The following is a 16,669-nucleotide window of genomic DNA, read 5'->3' as shown; positions in this document are numbered from 1 at the left end:
TCAACCCTAAACACCATGCAGAGCCTTGCGGTTTCATTTGTACAATTGTGCTATAGGAGGTGCAGTCTATAAATGTTGGACTATGATAAACATCTACAGGAACCCATGGACATGCCGGATCCCGAGTTTCCGATTAAAGTACATACCCAGCGTTTCCACCAAGAAGGAGTTATGTTGTTCCCACATCATTGGCATGAGCATCTTGAGTTTATATTTATTGAGAGTGGTGAGGCTGTTTTTGAGTGCGGACGAACACCGATCAACGTTCGGGCTGGCGATTTAGTTGCTGTGAACAGCAACGAGCTGCATTATGGGGTAAGCGCTTCTTCTGATTTATTGTATTATGCGATTATTGCAGATACTTCTTTGCTGCATAGTGCGGTAAGCGACGCTGCCGAAACCAAGTTCATCGCCCCGATTCAGCGGAACCAGCTGCTGTTACGTAACCATATCCGGGGGGATCAGCATATTACTGACTGTGCTTTGGCGATTATTCGGGAACTGGAACGTCGCGAATTTGGTTACGAGCTGGCCGTCAAGTCCGAGCTATACCGCCTGTTAACGCTGTTGTTGCGCAGACATATCGTCACCGTACTCTCACAAGCTGAGCAAGAGAGGCGTATTCAGACCGTTGAACGCTTCGCACCTGTTTTGCGATATATCGATACCCATTACCAGGAACCGATTCAAGTTGACGAACTTGCGGCGCTAACGGGGCTAAGCCGCTTCCATTTCAGCCGTCTCTTTAAGGAACTAACTGGGCATACGATATCGGAATATGTAAATGCTGTCCGTTTAGACCGTGCAGATTATTTGCTCCGCCATACCCAGCTAACGATTTCTGAAATCGCTACCACTACTGGCTTCAGCGATATCTACTATTTCAGCCGCACCTTCAAAAAGCATAAAAAAGTAACCCCTAGCAGTGTGAGGGGATTCTAGTTAGAGTGAACAAAGGACTGCCTCTTGGCAGTCCTTTGTTAGTGTATGCAACGTTCCTCTAGTTAAACTATTATTGCCATACAAGCTGTCCCTTTCTTATTTTTGCTGCATAGATGATTTGGCCTGTATGATAATGGACTTCTCTCACCATCGCTATCATGAGATTAAGAGCAGTGGTCTCGTTATTTACTTGGCTATATGTAAGGGGTGGCAAATTAAGAAAGGGTTGTGACATCAATAACTCCGGGTTAGATTGGAGCCGTTCAAGGTATTGGATAATAATATCAAAAGCATCCCTGGTCATGGTTATAGCTTGTTCTTTTGTCATTTCTAGACCTCTTTCAAACTCCCTCTCTCTATCTCTTGTATCAGGAATATCTAAAAGAATGGTTTCAATTCGTGAGTGTACTGCTCCGCTAATATGAGCAACCAAATTTGCAATACTGTTACTTTCCACGGTTGGGGACCATGTAATATCCTCTTGGGTACATTGCTCGATTGCTTGGAGCGTCCATTTCTTTTCCGATCTAAATTTAACCAACATACTTTCAATTAACTCAATGGCGATATCCATTGCTAACCTCCTATTGATATAAACTATGTAAATTTTACCAAACTCATCTCTACTGTCAAATGAAATCCAGTACCAATGCTATTTTTATGCCACAATGTTTTGTTACATTCTTATCCGAGCTCCTGAGTAGAGTTAATTGATAACGTTTGTTGGCCTTAAAAGAAGGAGTTGGTATATGACACTGGATCATTCAGATTAGTACAAAAGAGACTGATGAGATTATCTACTATTTTTAGAAAAAGGAGATACGAAATGAAACTTAAAAAATGGATTGCCCCTATCCTCACATGTTCTCTGATGAGCCTCTCTTTCGCTACAGGATCTGCAAGTGCAGCAACTAACAGCGAGTATAGCTTGAAATTCAATGCGACTAACTATACTACAAAGACCATAACGGTGGATGGTCAATCCGTCACTTATCGGGCATATGAGAATATCGTTTATGTAAAGAACCCTGTAGATATTAATTATGAAACTATGAACGTCTATGTCCCTGAGGAATACTTCCAGGGTAAGTCGATCGGTAGTTACACCGCCGATACCGCACCTATCTTCTTCCCAAACCAGGTTGGCGGGTATATGCCTGCTCAGCCAGGTAGTACTGAAACAGGTAAAGGAATGGGTATGGGGGCAGGTCCACAGAACGGCGCTCCGAAAACAGACAAGGAATCCGCAGCAGCCCCAGGCGCCGATACAGGAACGGAATTGAATAAACCCGCTGCGGGTAAAGACGAAAACGCAGGAACACCTTCATCTGAATCTCCCAGTGCTATCGCAGTTGCCCTGTCCAAAGGTTATGTGGTCGCATCTCCAGGCGCTCGCGGTAGAACTACAAAGGACGAAAAAGGTGTTTACACTGGTAAGGCACCCGCAGCTATCGTAGATCTGAAGGCGGCTGTCCGCTACCTTCGCTTTAACGACGACATTATGCCTGGTGACGCCGAGAAGATCATCTCTAACGGCACAAGTGCTGGCGGCGCGCTCTCCGCATTACTGGGTGCTACCGGCAACAATGCGGAATATGAGCCTTATTTGGAAGCGATCGGAGCAGCTGATGAGCGTGACGACGTTTTTGCCGTTTCGGCCTACACGCCGATTACGAATCTAGATAACGCAGATGCAGCTTATGAGTGGCAATTCAACGGAATTAACACTTATGAAAAACTTGATTTCTCCGGAAATACGGATTTTAACATGGAAAGAACGTTGGTAGAAGGAACATTGACGGAGGATCAGATTCAGGTATCTAACGAACTGGAAGCTATGTTCCCTGAATACGTCAATAGTCTAGGACTTACGAATACTGACGGAACAGCTTTGAAGATGGATGCGGACGGCAATGGCACCTTTAAAGATTACATCAAAGCTTTTGTGATCGCTTCAGCGCAAAAAGCGTTAAAATCGGGTACAGATCTGTCCGACAAAACCTGGATCACCATTGAAAATGGCACTGTTACGGATATCGACTATGATCAATATCTTGCATACTTGAGCAGAATGAAACTGCCTGGAGCCTTTGACGGTTTAGACCTGAGCAATGGTGAAAACGATCTATTCGGCACAGCGAATGTCGCTGCCCAGCATTTTACTCAGTTCGGTTTGGAGCATGATACAGCGGGGGGAACACTTGCTGACCAGAATCTAGTGAAAATGATGAATCCAATGAACTATATCAGCACTGAGGGAACAACCACTACAAATAATTGGCGGATTCGGATGGGAACCAAGGATAGTGATACTTCCCTCGCTGTTTCTACTATATTGGCAACAGAGCTTGAGAACAAAGGTTCAAACGTTGACTTTGCAATGGCTTGGGATATTCCACACAGCGGAGATTACGATCTGGATGAGCTTTTTGCTTGGGCGGACAAGGTTAGTGCTACTTCGCCAAAAGCATCCGCAGCTGCCATTCCTTCCAAATCATCATTGTTGGTGAATGGTAACAAGATATCTGTTAACGCGTACAATATCGACGGCAGCAACTATTTTAAATTACGGGACATTGCTATGATTGTAAACAACACTACACAACAGTTTGAAGTGACATCGGATGAAAATACGAATACTTTAAACATTACATCTGACAAAACGTACACTCCGACGGGCATTGAACTTTCAGCATCTGTAAATACTAGTTCAAAGACCGGTGTTATGACAGCCACTAAGATAACTTTGAACGGACAAGAGATTTCAGTAACGGGCTATAATATCGGCGGTAGTGAGTATTTTAAGCTGAGGGATATTGCAAAATCACTTGATTTTAATTTGGAATGGGATGCTGGAACGCACACCATAAGTATAGATACTTCTAACATCTATAAGGACAGTAATAAATAATAGGACAGTAACTTATTCTGGTTACAAGAGGCCGATCCTTCAATCGGTCTCTTTCCATTCCATTTAGAATGCGATTATTTCCCTCACGAACATGCAGTCTTCCTTGCTCCTTTTAGACAATTTACATACAATAAGTTCCAAGATATCGGAATAAAGGTGGTAGCTATGCAGGGTAAAGTGAACATACTAATTTGTGATGACAATATAGCTGTACATGAGAGCATATCTGCTTATTTACAGGCGGAAAATATGGAATATGAATCCGTATACAATGGTGAGGAAGTTCTTTACAAATTGGAAGATCAGCATTTTGATCTCTTAATTCTAGATATTATGCTGCCTGGACTTTTTGGGACAGAGGTCTGCCGTAAGATTCGCTTGACTAGTAACGTCCCGATTATAATGCTGAGCGCAAAAGGTGAGGAAACTGACCGCATATTAGGTTTGGAAATTGGTGCAGATGACTATATTACAAAACCGTTCTCCCCCCGGGAGGTCGTCACAAGAGTAAAAACCATTTTAAAACGCACTCATTACACCTTTCCAAGTGAAGACGCCATCCTGACGCTGGGAGAAATGAAGATTGACCGAAATGCTTTTAATATCAAAATTAATGGATCACGAATGGAATTTACACCTAAAGAGATCGAATTGCTTATCTATTTTACAATTAATAAAAACAAGGTGCTTTCAAGAGAACAAATCTTAAATAAGGTCTGGGGTTATGATTATTTCGGTGATACTAGAGCCGTTGATAATCTCATAAAAAGAATGAGAAAAAAACTGCCTGAAAAGAATTTGGGATTTGAAATCAAATCTGTTTATGGGATGGGCTACAAAATGGAGACTTCCACATGAAAAAAGTAACTTCCAACAAAAAAGTGATATATCTGGCCATCCTCTTTTGTTTCATTTTAGGACAACTTGGAGGAACCTTGATTATTAAACAGCTTTTTTTGAATTATAAATTAAAAGATATGCTGCCTCAGGCCTCTGCTATAGCTGCTGAAATGGTACAAAATGAGATGAGCATTCGAGGTTTTAAACCGTATCTTATGAAGGTGTATGATTTAGAGGGAAATGACCTTTCACCTGGTGACGAAAATAAGCATCTTTTTTTCAATGTTACATCGGAAGAATTCAAGGATGCCCTTATAGATTATATTCCCGAAGTAATTAAGTACAATAAATTCGCTGCGATTAAAAATATTAATGGGTTTCCGAGTAAATCCATTGTCGTAGGCGCACCTATTATTCAGGATAAACAAGCGGTCGGAGTCGTCTTTTTATTAGAACCTGGCAGTGAATTTCAGGCGGTATTGAATGGCTTCTATTACGTTTTTACAGGTACCCTTTTGTTAGGCACACTAATAATCAGCTTCTTTATATCCTCCTATCTAAAGGAGATGAAGCAGCTTGAAAAGACTCGTCGGGATTATATAGCGAATATTAGCCATGAGCTGAAATCTCCCATTGCCTCTATCAGAGCTTTAACGGAGACGCTGGCAGATGGAATGATTCAAGATGAAGAAAAAACAAATAAATACTATGGAATTATTTTATCCGAATGTGCGCGCTTGCAACGATTGATTTATGATGTACTGGAATTATCAAGAATGCAAAATAAAAAAGAAACTTGGAATAAAGAAAAAATAGATACTCAGGAATTAGTCATGCTTATTGAGTCTAAATACTCTTTCTTGTCCGATGAAATGGGCATTGTATTTGAGATTACAGATAACGCCAGAAACCTTCCAGATGTTTTTTCTAATAAAGATAAAGTGTTGCAATTAGTCAATATTTTGATGGATAACGCCATGAAATACGTTCAGGAGGATGGGAAAATAACTTTTGATGCTATTGTGCATTCGAGGGTTGTAACTGTGCAGATATCAGACAATGGACCCGGCATTGCAAAAGAGCACCTCCCTTATATCTTTGAAAGATTTTACAAAAGCGAACAGTCCCATAATGAAAAAGGAAGTGGTCTTGGGCTTGCTATCGCCGAGGAAATTGTAAATGGTCTGGGAGAAAAAATATCGGTTACAAGCAAACCGGGAAAAGGAACAGCTTTTCAATTTACCATTAGACGGTTCAAATAATAACTCTCTCATTTAACACCAAGAAGGTCAGGTAAGGGTATTTCCCTCTACTGACCTTCTTATATTTTATTAATTGTGTAAAAGAAACTATCTTCCATCTTATGGGTATAATTAACATAAAGCTCTATAGGAGGGAAAATCATTGAGAAAAATAAGGAAGCTGATTCTTTTAGGATTTTGCATCATGATTTTACCGGGAACCGTAATTTATGCTGCAGCTGGCTCATCTGAAGTTTCATTATATTTGAATAATGTGCTTCAAAAACAGCCCGCAATATTGTCCGAAGGTTCGATTTCCTTGACGACTGAACAGTTGTCTAAAGATTTATTTGCACTATTCACCTTGGATGAATCAGGTAAAACCGTTCGAATCTACAAGCCTAACATAAACATGGTAATGCTCGATAATAACGGAGAGATTTTTGGTAAAGTAAAAAGCCCGTCACGTTTTGCATTTTCTACTCTATTACAGGTGGATCATTTAAAAACTGAAATTTCAGATATTAAGGTTGTGATCACCGATCCTGCGGATAAAACAGAAACCATTGATGCTCAACAAATTAAGAACAGCGAAGAAAACTTTTGGTTCAAAACCAATGAGTATACATATTCCTTTACTACAAAGGGCACCTACACTATTCAAGTATTTTTTAAAGATGTGGCTTCGAAAAAGTGGTTTCCTGTCTCCGAAATCGATATATTTGGCATTTGAATTCCAGTTATAATGGACTCCGCTCATTCTATTCTTATCGCGATATTACCAAATTGTTCTCCCTGCTGCATTCGGTGAAAGGCTTGAACTGTGTCTTGTAAAGGATACACTCGATCAATGATAGGTCGAATCGAATGGTGTTCCATAAACTGAAGCATATCCGCAAACTCTTCACTACTTCCCATTGAACTACCTATGATACTAATTTGCGGGAAAAATATGGCTCGCGTCGGGATTTCGATTCGATCTCCTGAGCTTGCACCAAACGTAACAATACGTCCATTGGGTTTAATAATATCAAAGTAATGTGGGAACGTCGCAGGCCCAATGCTGTCGAGGATGAGATGAACGGTGTCTCCTTTCATGCTTTCCTTCCAGTTGCTATGACTGTCGAACGCATGATCAGCTCCATGAGCGAGAGCAGCTTGTCTTTTCGTTTCACTGCGTGAAGTGACACTGATACGTGCACCCACCGCTGAAGCCATCATCATGGCATAAGTCGCAACCCCACCACCAATGCCAGGTATAAGAACATGTTCACCTTTCTTTAAGCGGCCTCTAGTGAATAGCGCCCGATAGGCTGTTAAGGCAGATAAGGGCAGCACGCCGGCTTCTTCCCATGACAGGTAAGCTGGCTTGCTGATGGCATTTTGCGCAGGAATGATGATTGACTCAGCGAATGTGCCTTCTGAAGGTCCCCCAACAATGGCTGGAACGTTTGGAACATTATCGGTATGTTCCCATCCGATGCACGGATTAATGATGACATCTTCACCTACATTATGATCAAGCACACCTTCACCTATTGCTTCAATTCTCCCCGCACCATCAGAACCGATAATCAAAGGAACATCCTGTTTTGTTCTGGCATCCATGATAAACAAGTCCCTGTGGTTTAGCCCTGCAGCCTTTAACCTAACCTTCACTTCTCCAATCCCCGGTCTTTTATCCATAATCTCTTTATAGTTCAAGCCCTTCAGGCCACCTTCTCCAGCATGTATAATGGCTTTCATCATCTAAGCCCCTTCCTCAAGTTGTTATTAATGAATCTATAATAAATTTTACATAGTGGGTGTAATCCAGTAAAATGATCAAAACTGAAGGTGACTATCATAAATCATCATACCAAGAAGGTGCAAAGGAAATGGAAAGTGGAGATTTGAGAATATTTCAAGCGGTTGCTCGCGAGGGTAGCATAACGAAGGCTGCTCAAGTCTTGAATTATGTCCAATCAAATGTGACGAACCGGATTCAGTATCTAGAAGCTCAGCTGAAAATCCCCCTATTTCGTCGATCCAATCGAGGGATGACGTTAACGCCGGCAGGTGAGAACTTACTGGTATATACAGACAAAATATTATTACTAATGGACGAGGCTGTGATAACCACACAATACTCTGAGCACCCTGCTGGTCCGCTCCGTCTAGGTTCCATCGAAACAACAGCGGCTACTCATCTAACGCCTCTGCTAACCGAATATCACTTACGATATCCCGAGGTTAATCTATCGCTTATAACGGGAGAAACGCATAACCTCTTACAAAAGGTGCTTGATTACCAACTAGATGGAGCCTTTGTTTATGGGCCCATTGACCAGCCTGATATAGAACATGTTGTTGCTTTCGAAGAGGAGCTGGTGCTTATCTCACAACCAGGTAAGAGCGATATGCGCGAATTGCTTACAAAGCCAATGTTGTTTTTCGACGTCGGATGTACACATCGCGCCAAAGCTGAGAGTTTCCTAAATGAAAGCGGGATGAGCTCTCATAAGATTATGGAATACGGAACGTTAGATGTAATTCTAAGTGGGGTTACCGCAGGACTCGGCGTGTCTATGCTGCCCCAATCTTCGATTTCCAAGGCTGAAGAGGCGGGAGTAATTACTTCCCACCGTCTGCCTGAAGGATATCGAGATTTGCAGGTATGGTTTGTGTATCGCCGGAACGCGGTTTTTTCTAGTGCGTTGTCAAAATTAATCCAAATGATCGAAGAAATATAGCAAACATACATATTGGGGTTTGATTATATTCGAGCGCAAAGCTTGTTTATTAATCAAACCCTTTTCAGCTTTTTCCGATTATACTTGGTATGTCTTGTTCCCCTCTACTCACCACGAATTACTCGAAAACCTTGATCAGGACCCATACCATTCGCTTCGAACTTTCCCCGAAAAGAAATCTCGTTGTTGCTGATACCGCCGATCCACCCGCCACCCTTTACAACCCGGAAAGAACCGCTGTTACTATCTATATCTCCGTACCAGTTCCAACACCATTCCCTTACATTCCCTGACATATCGTAAAGACCTAGCTCATTAGGTTTTTTGCCACCGATAGATTTTGTTTTGTTGTGGTTGTTTTCTATGATCGGCCAGTTCCAATCTCCTGATAAGTATTTGTCTCCAGCATTTTGCCAATACCATGCTACTTCATCTGCTTTATTGCTTCCACTGTAGGTGTAACTTTTGCTCAACTGTCCTCCACTTGCAGCATATTCCCACTCTGCTTCAGTAGGCAATCGGTAACCATTAGCTCCTGCATTGAGCGTTGCTGTCCATTTTAAATTATCGTTATCACTCTTATTATTCGGATCTTTTTTATTTTTATCTATATTGTAATAGGGTTTGAACCCCTCTTTTATACTTCTTTTATTACAGTAATCTATTACGTCATACCAATTAACCATTTCTACTGGCAAGTTGTCGCCTTTGAATGCTGAAGGGTTGCTTCCCATTATTTCAACCCACTCTTTCTGAGTCACTTCATATTGGCCGATATAGAAATTTGATATAGTTGTACTTTTGTAGTTGGAATTTGTGTTAATGAAAGTCCCGCCTTTGACTAATACATAAGTATCCTTCTGTTCAGGCTTTTCTTGCGAACAAGCGCTGATAACAACTACTATTAAAAGAGAAATTAATAGTTTTCTCATGGATATATCTCCTTTCCAACCACTGGTATGTAGTTAAGTATCATTTGTTGAATGATCTAGAATGATCTAAGGCTGCCGGCTGTGGACCGACAACCTTAGCAATGATAGTGATTAATAGTTATTTTAATAAGCTGGAGATGCCTGAGCTGGTCCGAAGCTCAAGTTACCATACTGTTACGTTTGAGCTCCCGCTACTTTGATATCCTTCTGTCGCTAACACCTGATAAGACCAACTGCTGCCCAGATTCATTCCGTAACTTTTCCAAGCATTAACGTGGTTGGCAAAAGTGATCGCAACATTGCTTCCAGTTGCTCGCATGGATTGTCTTACACTCCAAAACTGTGTGAAGGTTGCCGTACCATCAATAGAAGGGGCGTTCGTTCTCGTAGTCGTATATATATCATATGTGCCTCCATCACTGGTCACGGTACCTTTATAAGTTCCAGTAGGTCTATAAGTGCCCCAGCTATCAACGACGTAATATTCTATGAGGGAGTTTCTCGTCCACCCATAAAGAGTTAAATACCCATTGCCGGATGGTGCCCAGACGCCTGCATTGTAGTTTATTGTTCTAGATGGAGATCCAGTATTCCAACCTTTACCAACAACAAAGTTACCAGTATTTGACCATGTAACACTGTAATTCCCACCAGATCCATTGGTAGCATTTACTGTTCCGCCACCATCGGTCCAATTTTGCCAATAGTCTGTCGCTGCACTTGAGGTTGCTGCAAACAAGCTGAAACTCATTGTAGCTGCCATAATTACAGTCACGATTTTCTTGTTAAATTTAAACATAATCTACCTCCTGAAATTTTTTGTCACTACATACCTACATACTGCTTGTCTGTATTTCTAGTAGTCGAAGCAATTCCTTGTTGGGGCAGATTCGCAACACCACTTCCTTCCATATATATTAATGTAAGCGATTACATATGGAATCTTATCATAGATCGTTTACTATTTAATCTCTTCAAATTAAAGATTTTACCCTAAAAAGTATTGTTCTTTTGGGATACCTTATTCACTGGATTTTTGTATCTGCCACAATTACAATCCAGTATTTTTTAGTAACACGTTCATAAACCAAGGCTTAATCAGTGGTAAGACTACTGCTGGTTGCATAGCTTTTGTATGGTCCATCTGGGCTCCCGAAAGGATTTCAACATCCCAGCCTAAATCCGCCAACTGCTCCTTATTCTTTTTTAACAACCCGACGATGTCAACGGTAACGCTCCCGAAATTTTCACCGTAAACGATCGTATCATTTCCACCTGCAAAAGCTAGTTTAGGGAGACTAAGCAAATGTTGAATACTGCGATCATCAAAGGCTGTGAGGCTCTGGTATAGAGAGACAAATTGTGCTGTAACACGGGTATCTATGGTAACCTTTATATTGTCCCAATCCATTTCGTTTGGATTCTCCGATCCTGTTGGGCTTTCTACAGATTCATTTTGGTTACTCAAAGCTTGTGTATGTGTTTTATGGGTCACAACCCTCATTTCTTGATAGGGACCATTATAGGGTGGAAAACCTCCCATTACCAAACTCTCCAAGCGATCTGTTCTTATAGCCATTTGCAATCCAATCAACGCAAGCCAGGAATAACCGTAGTAACTAAAGCTTGTAACATTCATTTCATCCGCAATGTGGAGAAGATCCTTCACAATATGATCTGCTGTTAGATTTTCCTCTGGATATTGAAATAGATGACCTTCATAATCGAAATAAAGCACTTGAAACGTATCCGCAAGTCCTTCAACAAAATGTTTGCCTAATTCGGGATCTACTCCCCACAGCTTTAAGTTTTCTGCTTCCTGATTGTACACAGATTTTTTAGCGATGGGTAACATGAGGGTTGGACTATCTGGAAGTCCTGCCATACCTACTTCTATTTCTGATTGATTTGCTAATTGTATTATCTTTTTCAATGAACTCACTCCTTTGTGTTCTATAAAAATATCATATAACATTCATGCAATCTTTCGGTTTATCCCTCTACCTCCCTTGATATATCTACCTAAATTCGATTTAATATTGTTGTAGCACTTGAATGTTCAACTTTAATGTTTTGGGGTGATGATGTTTATGGAAGAGATATATACACCTACACTGATAGCTAAGCAATTAAATGTGAGTACCACTACTTTAAGGAGATACGAAGATCAAGGTTTAATTCCAGATGTACCAAGGACCGCCAGCAACCGCAGATGTTACACTTCCATCCATGTGCAAGCTTTTATTACCATTCGGGCATTATTGCAGGGATATGAAATTCCGGTTGTGTACGATGTGATGAGGAAGATAAAAGGCCAGCAGATGGAGTCTGCTCTTTGGGCAATCAATCAAGAGCAACATAAGACCCAAGTGGAAAAAGAAAGGTTAGAGGAAGTCTTACGCATGTTTCGGGATGTTGATTTATCTAAATACAAAGATTTAACTGTATCAGATTCAATGACGATTGGTGAAGTTGCACAAATGGCAGGAGTTAATCCATCAGCTATTCGGCATTGGGAACAAGAAGGGCTAATCTCTTCGAATAGGAACAAAGATAATGGCTACAGAGTCTTCACTTTAACGGAATTAAGAAAAATTATTCTTATCAGCAGTTTAAGGAAAACTGTTTATTATATCGAGAATATGAAACAGCTTTTGAATGAAATAGAAACACATAACTACAAAAAAGTGGAGATATCCTTTCAGCTTGCCTTACAAAAATTGAATTCTCAATTAATGAAGCAATTTTTCGCGATAGCTGAACTTACAAACTATGTGAAATTGTATAAAAGTAATGCCGAGTAACATATTGATCATAGAAAATGGACTACCTTGCGGTAGCCCTTTTGTGCCTATTTGAACTTGATGTCAACAATCTTCCCGCTTTCCACAAAACCAATATTTCGATAAACCTTATTCGAGTCAGGATTCTTTAAATCAGCATAAAGCATGGGCACTAAATTCTCCGATAAAAGAACGGAACATAACTCTGCTACTAGTGCACTTGCATAACCCTTTTTCCGGCAAGACGGTGGTGTGTATACCGCATTTAATCTGGAATATCTTGCCGACCTATGTGCAATGTACGCCATCGATACAGGTTTATCGTCTACAAACCATATATACAAGTCCCCTGTCTCAATCATCCTCTTGGCATCTAGAATTTTAGCTTCTGGGTTCACCCTAACCCCATAAGCCCCCTCTGAGAAACCCGCCAAAAACTCTGCTACAATGGCCAGGTTTTTTCTCGTTGCTTGTTGCATTGTACCCTTTACGTTCAACGGTTTCTTTGGATCTGTACAGAAATAAGATTGTATAGTCATCGTGGACTCATATTGAAGATGATTTGCCTGAGAATACAGCTGTGCAAAACGTTCTGTTGTTTTTGGTTCTCCAGATACTCCCGGTAATGTAGTCTCTTTAAGAAATTTTATAAGTTCTTCGTAGAGAACGGCCTTCTTATCCTCGGCAATATCCTTAGAACTCCAAAGCCATGCGTTATGTCCCGTTGACTGGGCATAAATCATTGTTTCATCAGAATCTTTTAAGCAAGTAGAACTCTTCGACTCGCAAATAAGGTGAATCAGGTTGTATTGAACCTCATCAGCAATAAATATATCCTGGCTAAGTATTCGATCGGAGACATTGATTTTTTGAAACATTGTTACTCCTCCTTATTTATTTATAAGAACGCAAAAAACTCCGTCCCATTAGGGACGGAGTAGATTCCGCGTTACCACCCTGATTGGTGTATTTATGAATACACCCTCTCTGCTGCCATCGTCCAACAACGATGCTTCTTTGTAACGGCAGAATCCCGGGCCCGCCTACTATGATTTCGGGAGCCAGCTCTGAGGCGATTGTTCGATTCGGGTGTCCTCTGCCTCGCACCAACCGGCAGTTCTCTGATCGACATATCCGGATTTACTTGTCCTCATCGTCGCATTTGATTGCAATATAATTAGATACAATATAAAGTAATAGGGATTTTATGTCAATAAAAAATATGTGAGTTGGCGATTATGAGTGCTCGTCTCCGTTAAACAATTATTATTCACTGCGAAAAAAGACTAAACACCAAATTGTCTTAAATGATGGTCTAGATGTTTATAAATCCCTTTACCCCATTGCTCCGGAGTGAATTTCCCGAAAAAAGGATGTGGATGGGATGAACAATTCTCCGGACCGTTACTTTGAAAAGTTATAATCTTTTGTTTCAGTATTTCTTTTTCTTTTCCAAAATCTCTATCATCTAAAATAAGTATGGTCGGAATTGTTGACATATTATGTGGTACTGGCTTGTCATTGTAAAAAATAGATTTCACAAACCCTCCTATTAATATTCCTAGCCAACTTCTAGGAGGAAAGGAGTTTCCATTTGCGATGTCTTGAAATGCTGAACAGTGAGCCAACATTTGAGAAACATTCATTTTTCCCCACTGTGGGCTTGAATTTGGACTTAAATTCTCGATACGGCTCAGTATTTCCGCTGTATGTAATTTGTTATATATATTTTCCATAAACACACTTCCATTACGTTTTTTGGGTTTTCGATTTTTTCATTATTAGTTCTGATGATCCATATATCACGATAAGCTATTGTATTCATGATTGCATCATAATAATTTTACAGTATACTGCCGATCTAATATTCGCCATTTCCATTATTCTATCCTTTATTCACTATCATGTCCTTTAACGTAATAAAGCTATCCATCATGGAGGTAGCTCCTCGTCTTAAACTGTCTTTAAATATCGTTTCCCGTTAGTTCAACAACCTACGGATTTCTGCAATACAGAAATACTTTCCTTTAGGAACGCCCTATTCTTTTCAATCCCTCTATTTTTACACCAGACAACAGCACCAAAAGCATCGTAAAAATCATAAAAGGGTAGTATTGTTTCCAAATCCATTAGAGGACGAATTGTTGAATATCCCTCTTTATACGAAATTCTACTTTGAGGATTCACTTCCCAAACATATCGGTTAATTTTTGTGAAATCAATTTCCGAGGATCCACTCCGTGCACTCTCAAAATCAATAATTCCAACAACCATATTATTATTTGTTAGTATATTACCTTGTCGAAAATCCATATGAACAACACACGGGCCATCAGGAGGAGGTAAAACTGAGAAAGCACCCTCAAAGTAATTAATACATTTTTCGAAAAGTCCTCTCTCAAGGACTTGCTTGCAAGGTTCTATAAATTTTTCAAAGCTATTTCTTATATAAAGTCTCCAATTGTTCTGATTAAAAAATTGAAAACCGTCTAATCCTTCCACACCATATCCCGGCATTTTAACTTCATGCAGCTTTGCGTGAAGTACTCCAATTTGAAATGCTAATTCATCATCAATAGCACCTGTACATGGTATACCTTTAATCTCAGATAAAAGTAATGCACCAGAAATTAAGTCATCCCCACTCCAGAAGTCTAACACCTTTGGAACCGGTAATACCTCCCTCAACAGTTCAAGCATACGATATTCGCGATATAGTTTATCCCTGTTATAAGGGATCTTCGCATACACCGTTTCTCCATTAGTAAGATTCAGCTTGTATACTTGTGAACTAAAGGACTCAGGAACATTATCTATACTTAATACATTAAGGTTAAATCTTTTTATGATTGTTTCTACTAAGTTCAACTCGCACCTCACATGTTATGAATGAATAGTAATTAGTTCAGCTATCTTATTCTTATTTTTATTGAACTATCCTAACCATTAGTGTAATAAAATTACACTAAGCCCTTTTTCCTTCTTGCTCTCAGGTAAATGACTGAAATCACTACTAGTCCTATTGCAATTACAATATACAAATCAATATCCTGCTCAAACATTAACCACATCTTGTATTCTAGGTGTACTTGCTGTTTGGGTCGAAGTCCTTCACCGAATAGTTCTGTTGCTTGGTTAAGGTTATTCATTTCAATTGTTGAACTGCATGGACTACTGCTTGATTCGCCATCCACTTCGCTAATGTATATTAAGTATTTATTACCTTCCTTGAAATCAAAACCCCAAGTGTAGTCTGTTCTCACAATAATTTGAGAGTCAACTTCAGTTTTCCAACTTCGTTCAACATCCACTAATATATATCTGATTTTCTCTTTTGGCCCCGTAAATCCTTCTTGTTTCAAATCGACCTTTATTTGTTTTACTTCACCGTAAATAGCTCCGCCGTAGACCTCTAGGGCTTCTTGGGGACTTCCTAACTCGACACAGGATAAAGCTTTAGCATCTTGTCCATTTGCAATAAAGAATGCGAAAGTGAATAAACATATTAACGTGATTAAACGAAGTTTCAATTTACCACCTACTCTTATGATTTTATTACATAACTTCTTTATTGACATAAGTTATAGGTGAAATGTTGCACTAATTTTCCAATTCCTTCAATGAAATAGGGAGTACACCTCGACGGTATGCTCCCTATTTGGGTTGACAATAGTATTTCGTTGGCCGTGGATGCAGCGCAAGCGCCGCACCTCAGAATATAGAAGTTAAAGTTCTTTCTGGGAGCTGAAAGCTTTGAAGAAATATTCCCCACGGATTTGACAACTTTATTCCCTAATACATTTACAATTAGATGTTGAACTGAGCTTTTATAAAAAAACGCACCTGTTAGCTCAATAGCAATAATCTGCAACTCCTTACTTCTCCCAAAGCTCGATCAGTCGACCTTCTGGGTCTTCAATCCAAATAAACTTTCCAAATTCATTAATCTCTATTTTCTTTGCAAGAGGTACACCAATCTGTTCAAAATGCTTAATCGTCTCGTTTAGATCATGCACTTGGAAATTCAACATCACTTGTTGTTCTATTGGAAAATAACTGTCATCCTCGGTAAAGAAAGAAAAGATGGTCTCATTTCCCACTTGAGGTTTTATCACAGTCCCATTCCAATTCTCTATGTCAAGCTTCAACACCTCACTGTACCACTTTTTTGTAGCTTCAAGATTCTTAGTTCTCCAGAATATTCCTCCGAAACCTTTAATCATCGTATCTACACTCCTGTCTGCATTGAAGTTTCTAATAATATACCCTTTAGGATTAAGGAGAATCC

The 16,669-nt window shown here is 40.0% G+C and carries 17 protein-coding genes and 1 other annotated feature; of the genes, 7 read left to right on the top strand and 10 right to left on the bottom strand.

The features are described from left to right. The first annotated feature begins 72 nt into the window (after positions 1-72). Entirely contained in the window at positions 73-942 is an 870-nt protein-coding gene (locus tag MHB37_RS16105; protein ID WP_076125575.1) for an AraC family transcriptional regulator, read from the top strand. A gap of 70 nt (positions 943-1,012) precedes the next feature. On the opposite strand, the gene MHB37_RS16100 is transcribed toward MHB37_RS16105, so the two are convergent. Next, positions 1,013-1,516: a DUF1572 family protein gene (locus MHB37_RS16100; protein WP_036677310.1), complete on the bottom strand. Its 504-nt coding sequence runs from the start codon at positions 1,514-1,516 to the stop codon at positions 1,013-1,015. A gap of 252 nt (positions 1,517-1,768) precedes the next feature. Between MHB37_RS16100 and MHB37_RS16095 the strand changes: the two genes are divergently transcribed. The 4 genes from MHB37_RS16095 (at position 1,769) to MHB37_RS16080 (ending at position 6,667) form a co-directional block, all read left to right on the top strand. Further along, complete coding sequence (locus MHB37_RS16095; protein WP_217696576.1) at positions 1,769-3,853, top strand: subtype B tannase; 2,085 nt, start codon at positions 1,769-1,771, stop codon at positions 3,851-3,853. A 165-nt stretch (positions 3,854-4,018) separates the two neighbouring features. Then, complete coding sequence (locus MHB37_RS16090; protein ID WP_076278485.1) at positions 4,019-4,711, top strand: response regulator transcription factor; 693 nt, start codon at positions 4,019-4,021, stop codon at positions 4,709-4,711. Beyond that, positions 4,708-5,955, top strand: coding sequence for a sensor histidine kinase (locus tag MHB37_RS16085; RefSeq protein ID WP_405168230.1), 1,248 nt, complete (start codon positions 4,708-4,710; stop codon positions 5,953-5,955). Before MHB37_RS16090 ends, MHB37_RS16085 begins: the two co-directional genes overlap by 4 nt. Before the next feature lie 142 nt (positions 5,956-6,097). Next, positions 6,098-6,667, top strand: coding sequence for a hypothetical protein (locus tag MHB37_RS16080; RefSeq protein WP_076303738.1), 570 nt, complete (start codon positions 6,098-6,100; stop codon positions 6,665-6,667). 23 nt (positions 6,668-6,690) lie between these two features. Here the strand turns inward: MHB37_RS16080 and MHB37_RS16075 are convergent, their stop codons facing one another. After that, the gene (locus MHB37_RS16075; protein ID WP_036677456.1) at positions 6,691-7,680 is read right to left on the bottom strand and encodes a zinc-binding dehydrogenase; all 990 of its coding nucleotides are present in this window, start codon (positions 7,678-7,680) and stop codon (positions 6,691-6,693) included. 131 nt (positions 7,681-7,811) lie between these two features. Here MHB37_RS16075 and MHB37_RS16070 point away from each other — a divergent pair, with 131 nt between their 5' ends. Further along, a complete protein-coding gene (locus tag MHB37_RS16070; RefSeq protein ID WP_076303798.1) occupies positions 7,812-8,666 on the top strand; it encodes a LysR family transcriptional regulator in 855 nt (284 codons plus the stop codon). A gap of 104 nt (positions 8,667-8,770) precedes the next feature. Here the strand turns inward: MHB37_RS16070 and MHB37_RS16065 are convergent, their stop codons facing one another. The 3 genes from MHB37_RS16065 to MHB37_RS16055 all read right to left on the bottom strand — a co-directional run bounded on the left by MHB37_RS16065 (position 8,771) and on the right by MHB37_RS16055 (position 11,531). Further along, on the bottom strand, positions 8,771-9,598 hold the full coding sequence (locus tag MHB37_RS16065) for an SUMF1/EgtB/PvdO family nonheme iron enzyme (RefSeq protein WP_076303739.1): 828 nt from the start codon (positions 9,596-9,598) through the stop codon (positions 8,771-8,773). Between the two features lie 163 nt (positions 9,599-9,761). Continuing rightward, entirely contained in the window at positions 9,762-10,397 is a 636-nt protein-coding gene (locus MHB37_RS16060; protein ID WP_405168229.1) for a glycoside hydrolase family 11 protein, read from the bottom strand. A gap of 252 nt (positions 10,398-10,649) precedes the next feature. Beyond that, positions 10,650-11,531 (bottom strand): alpha/beta fold hydrolase, encoded by an 882-nt coding sequence (locus MHB37_RS16055; RefSeq protein ID WP_405168228.1) that lies wholly within the window; start codon positions 11,529-11,531, stop codon positions 10,650-10,652. A gap of 157 nt (positions 11,532-11,688) precedes the next feature. Here MHB37_RS16055 and MHB37_RS16050 point away from each other — a divergent pair, with 157 nt between their 5' ends. Further along, positions 11,689-12,402 (top strand): MerR family DNA-binding transcriptional regulator, encoded by a 714-nt coding sequence (locus tag MHB37_RS16050; protein WP_339282101.1) that lies wholly within the window; start codon positions 11,689-11,691, stop codon positions 12,400-12,402. A gap of 47 nt (positions 12,403-12,449) precedes the next feature. Here the strand turns inward: MHB37_RS16050 and MHB37_RS16045 are convergent, their stop codons facing one another. From MHB37_RS16045 to MHB37_RS16025, 5 genes are all read right to left on the bottom strand, one after another. After that, a complete protein-coding gene (locus tag MHB37_RS16045) occupies positions 12,450-13,259 on the bottom strand; it encodes a GNAT family N-acetyltransferase (RefSeq protein ID WP_405168227.1) in 810 nt (269 codons plus the stop codon). 47 nt (positions 13,260-13,306) lie between these two features. Next, positions 13,307-13,547 (bottom strand) — a binding site (T-box leader). Between the two features lie 120 nt (positions 13,548-13,667). After that, positions 13,668-14,117 (bottom strand): DUF1569 domain-containing protein, encoded by a 450-nt coding sequence (locus MHB37_RS16040; protein WP_076218108.1) that lies wholly within the window; start codon positions 14,115-14,117, stop codon positions 13,668-13,670. Between the two features lie 250 nt (positions 14,118-14,367). Further along, entirely contained in the window at positions 14,368-15,249 is an 882-nt protein-coding gene (locus MHB37_RS16035) for an aminoglycoside phosphotransferase family protein (RefSeq protein WP_076278481.1), read from the bottom strand. Between the two features lie 92 nt (positions 15,250-15,341). Further along, positions 15,342-15,911: a hypothetical protein gene (locus MHB37_RS16030; protein WP_175619918.1), complete on the bottom strand. Its 570-nt coding sequence runs from the start codon at positions 15,909-15,911 to the stop codon at positions 15,342-15,344. A 345-nt stretch (positions 15,912-16,256) separates the two neighbouring features. Beyond that, a complete protein-coding gene (locus MHB37_RS16025; RefSeq protein ID WP_076278478.1) occupies positions 16,257-16,604 on the bottom strand; it encodes a VOC family protein in 348 nt (115 codons plus the stop codon). Positions 16,605-16,669 lie beyond the last annotated feature (65 nt).

Origin of the sequence: Paenibacillus sp. FSL H3-0286 (genome assembly GCF_045040705.1) — a bacterium.
In the GTDB taxonomy this organism is placed as follows: domain Bacteria; phylum Bacillota; class Bacilli; order Paenibacillales; family Paenibacillaceae; genus Paenibacillus_AQ; species Paenibacillus_AQ odorifer.
This window is presented reverse-complemented; position numbering and strand designations above follow the sequence as displayed.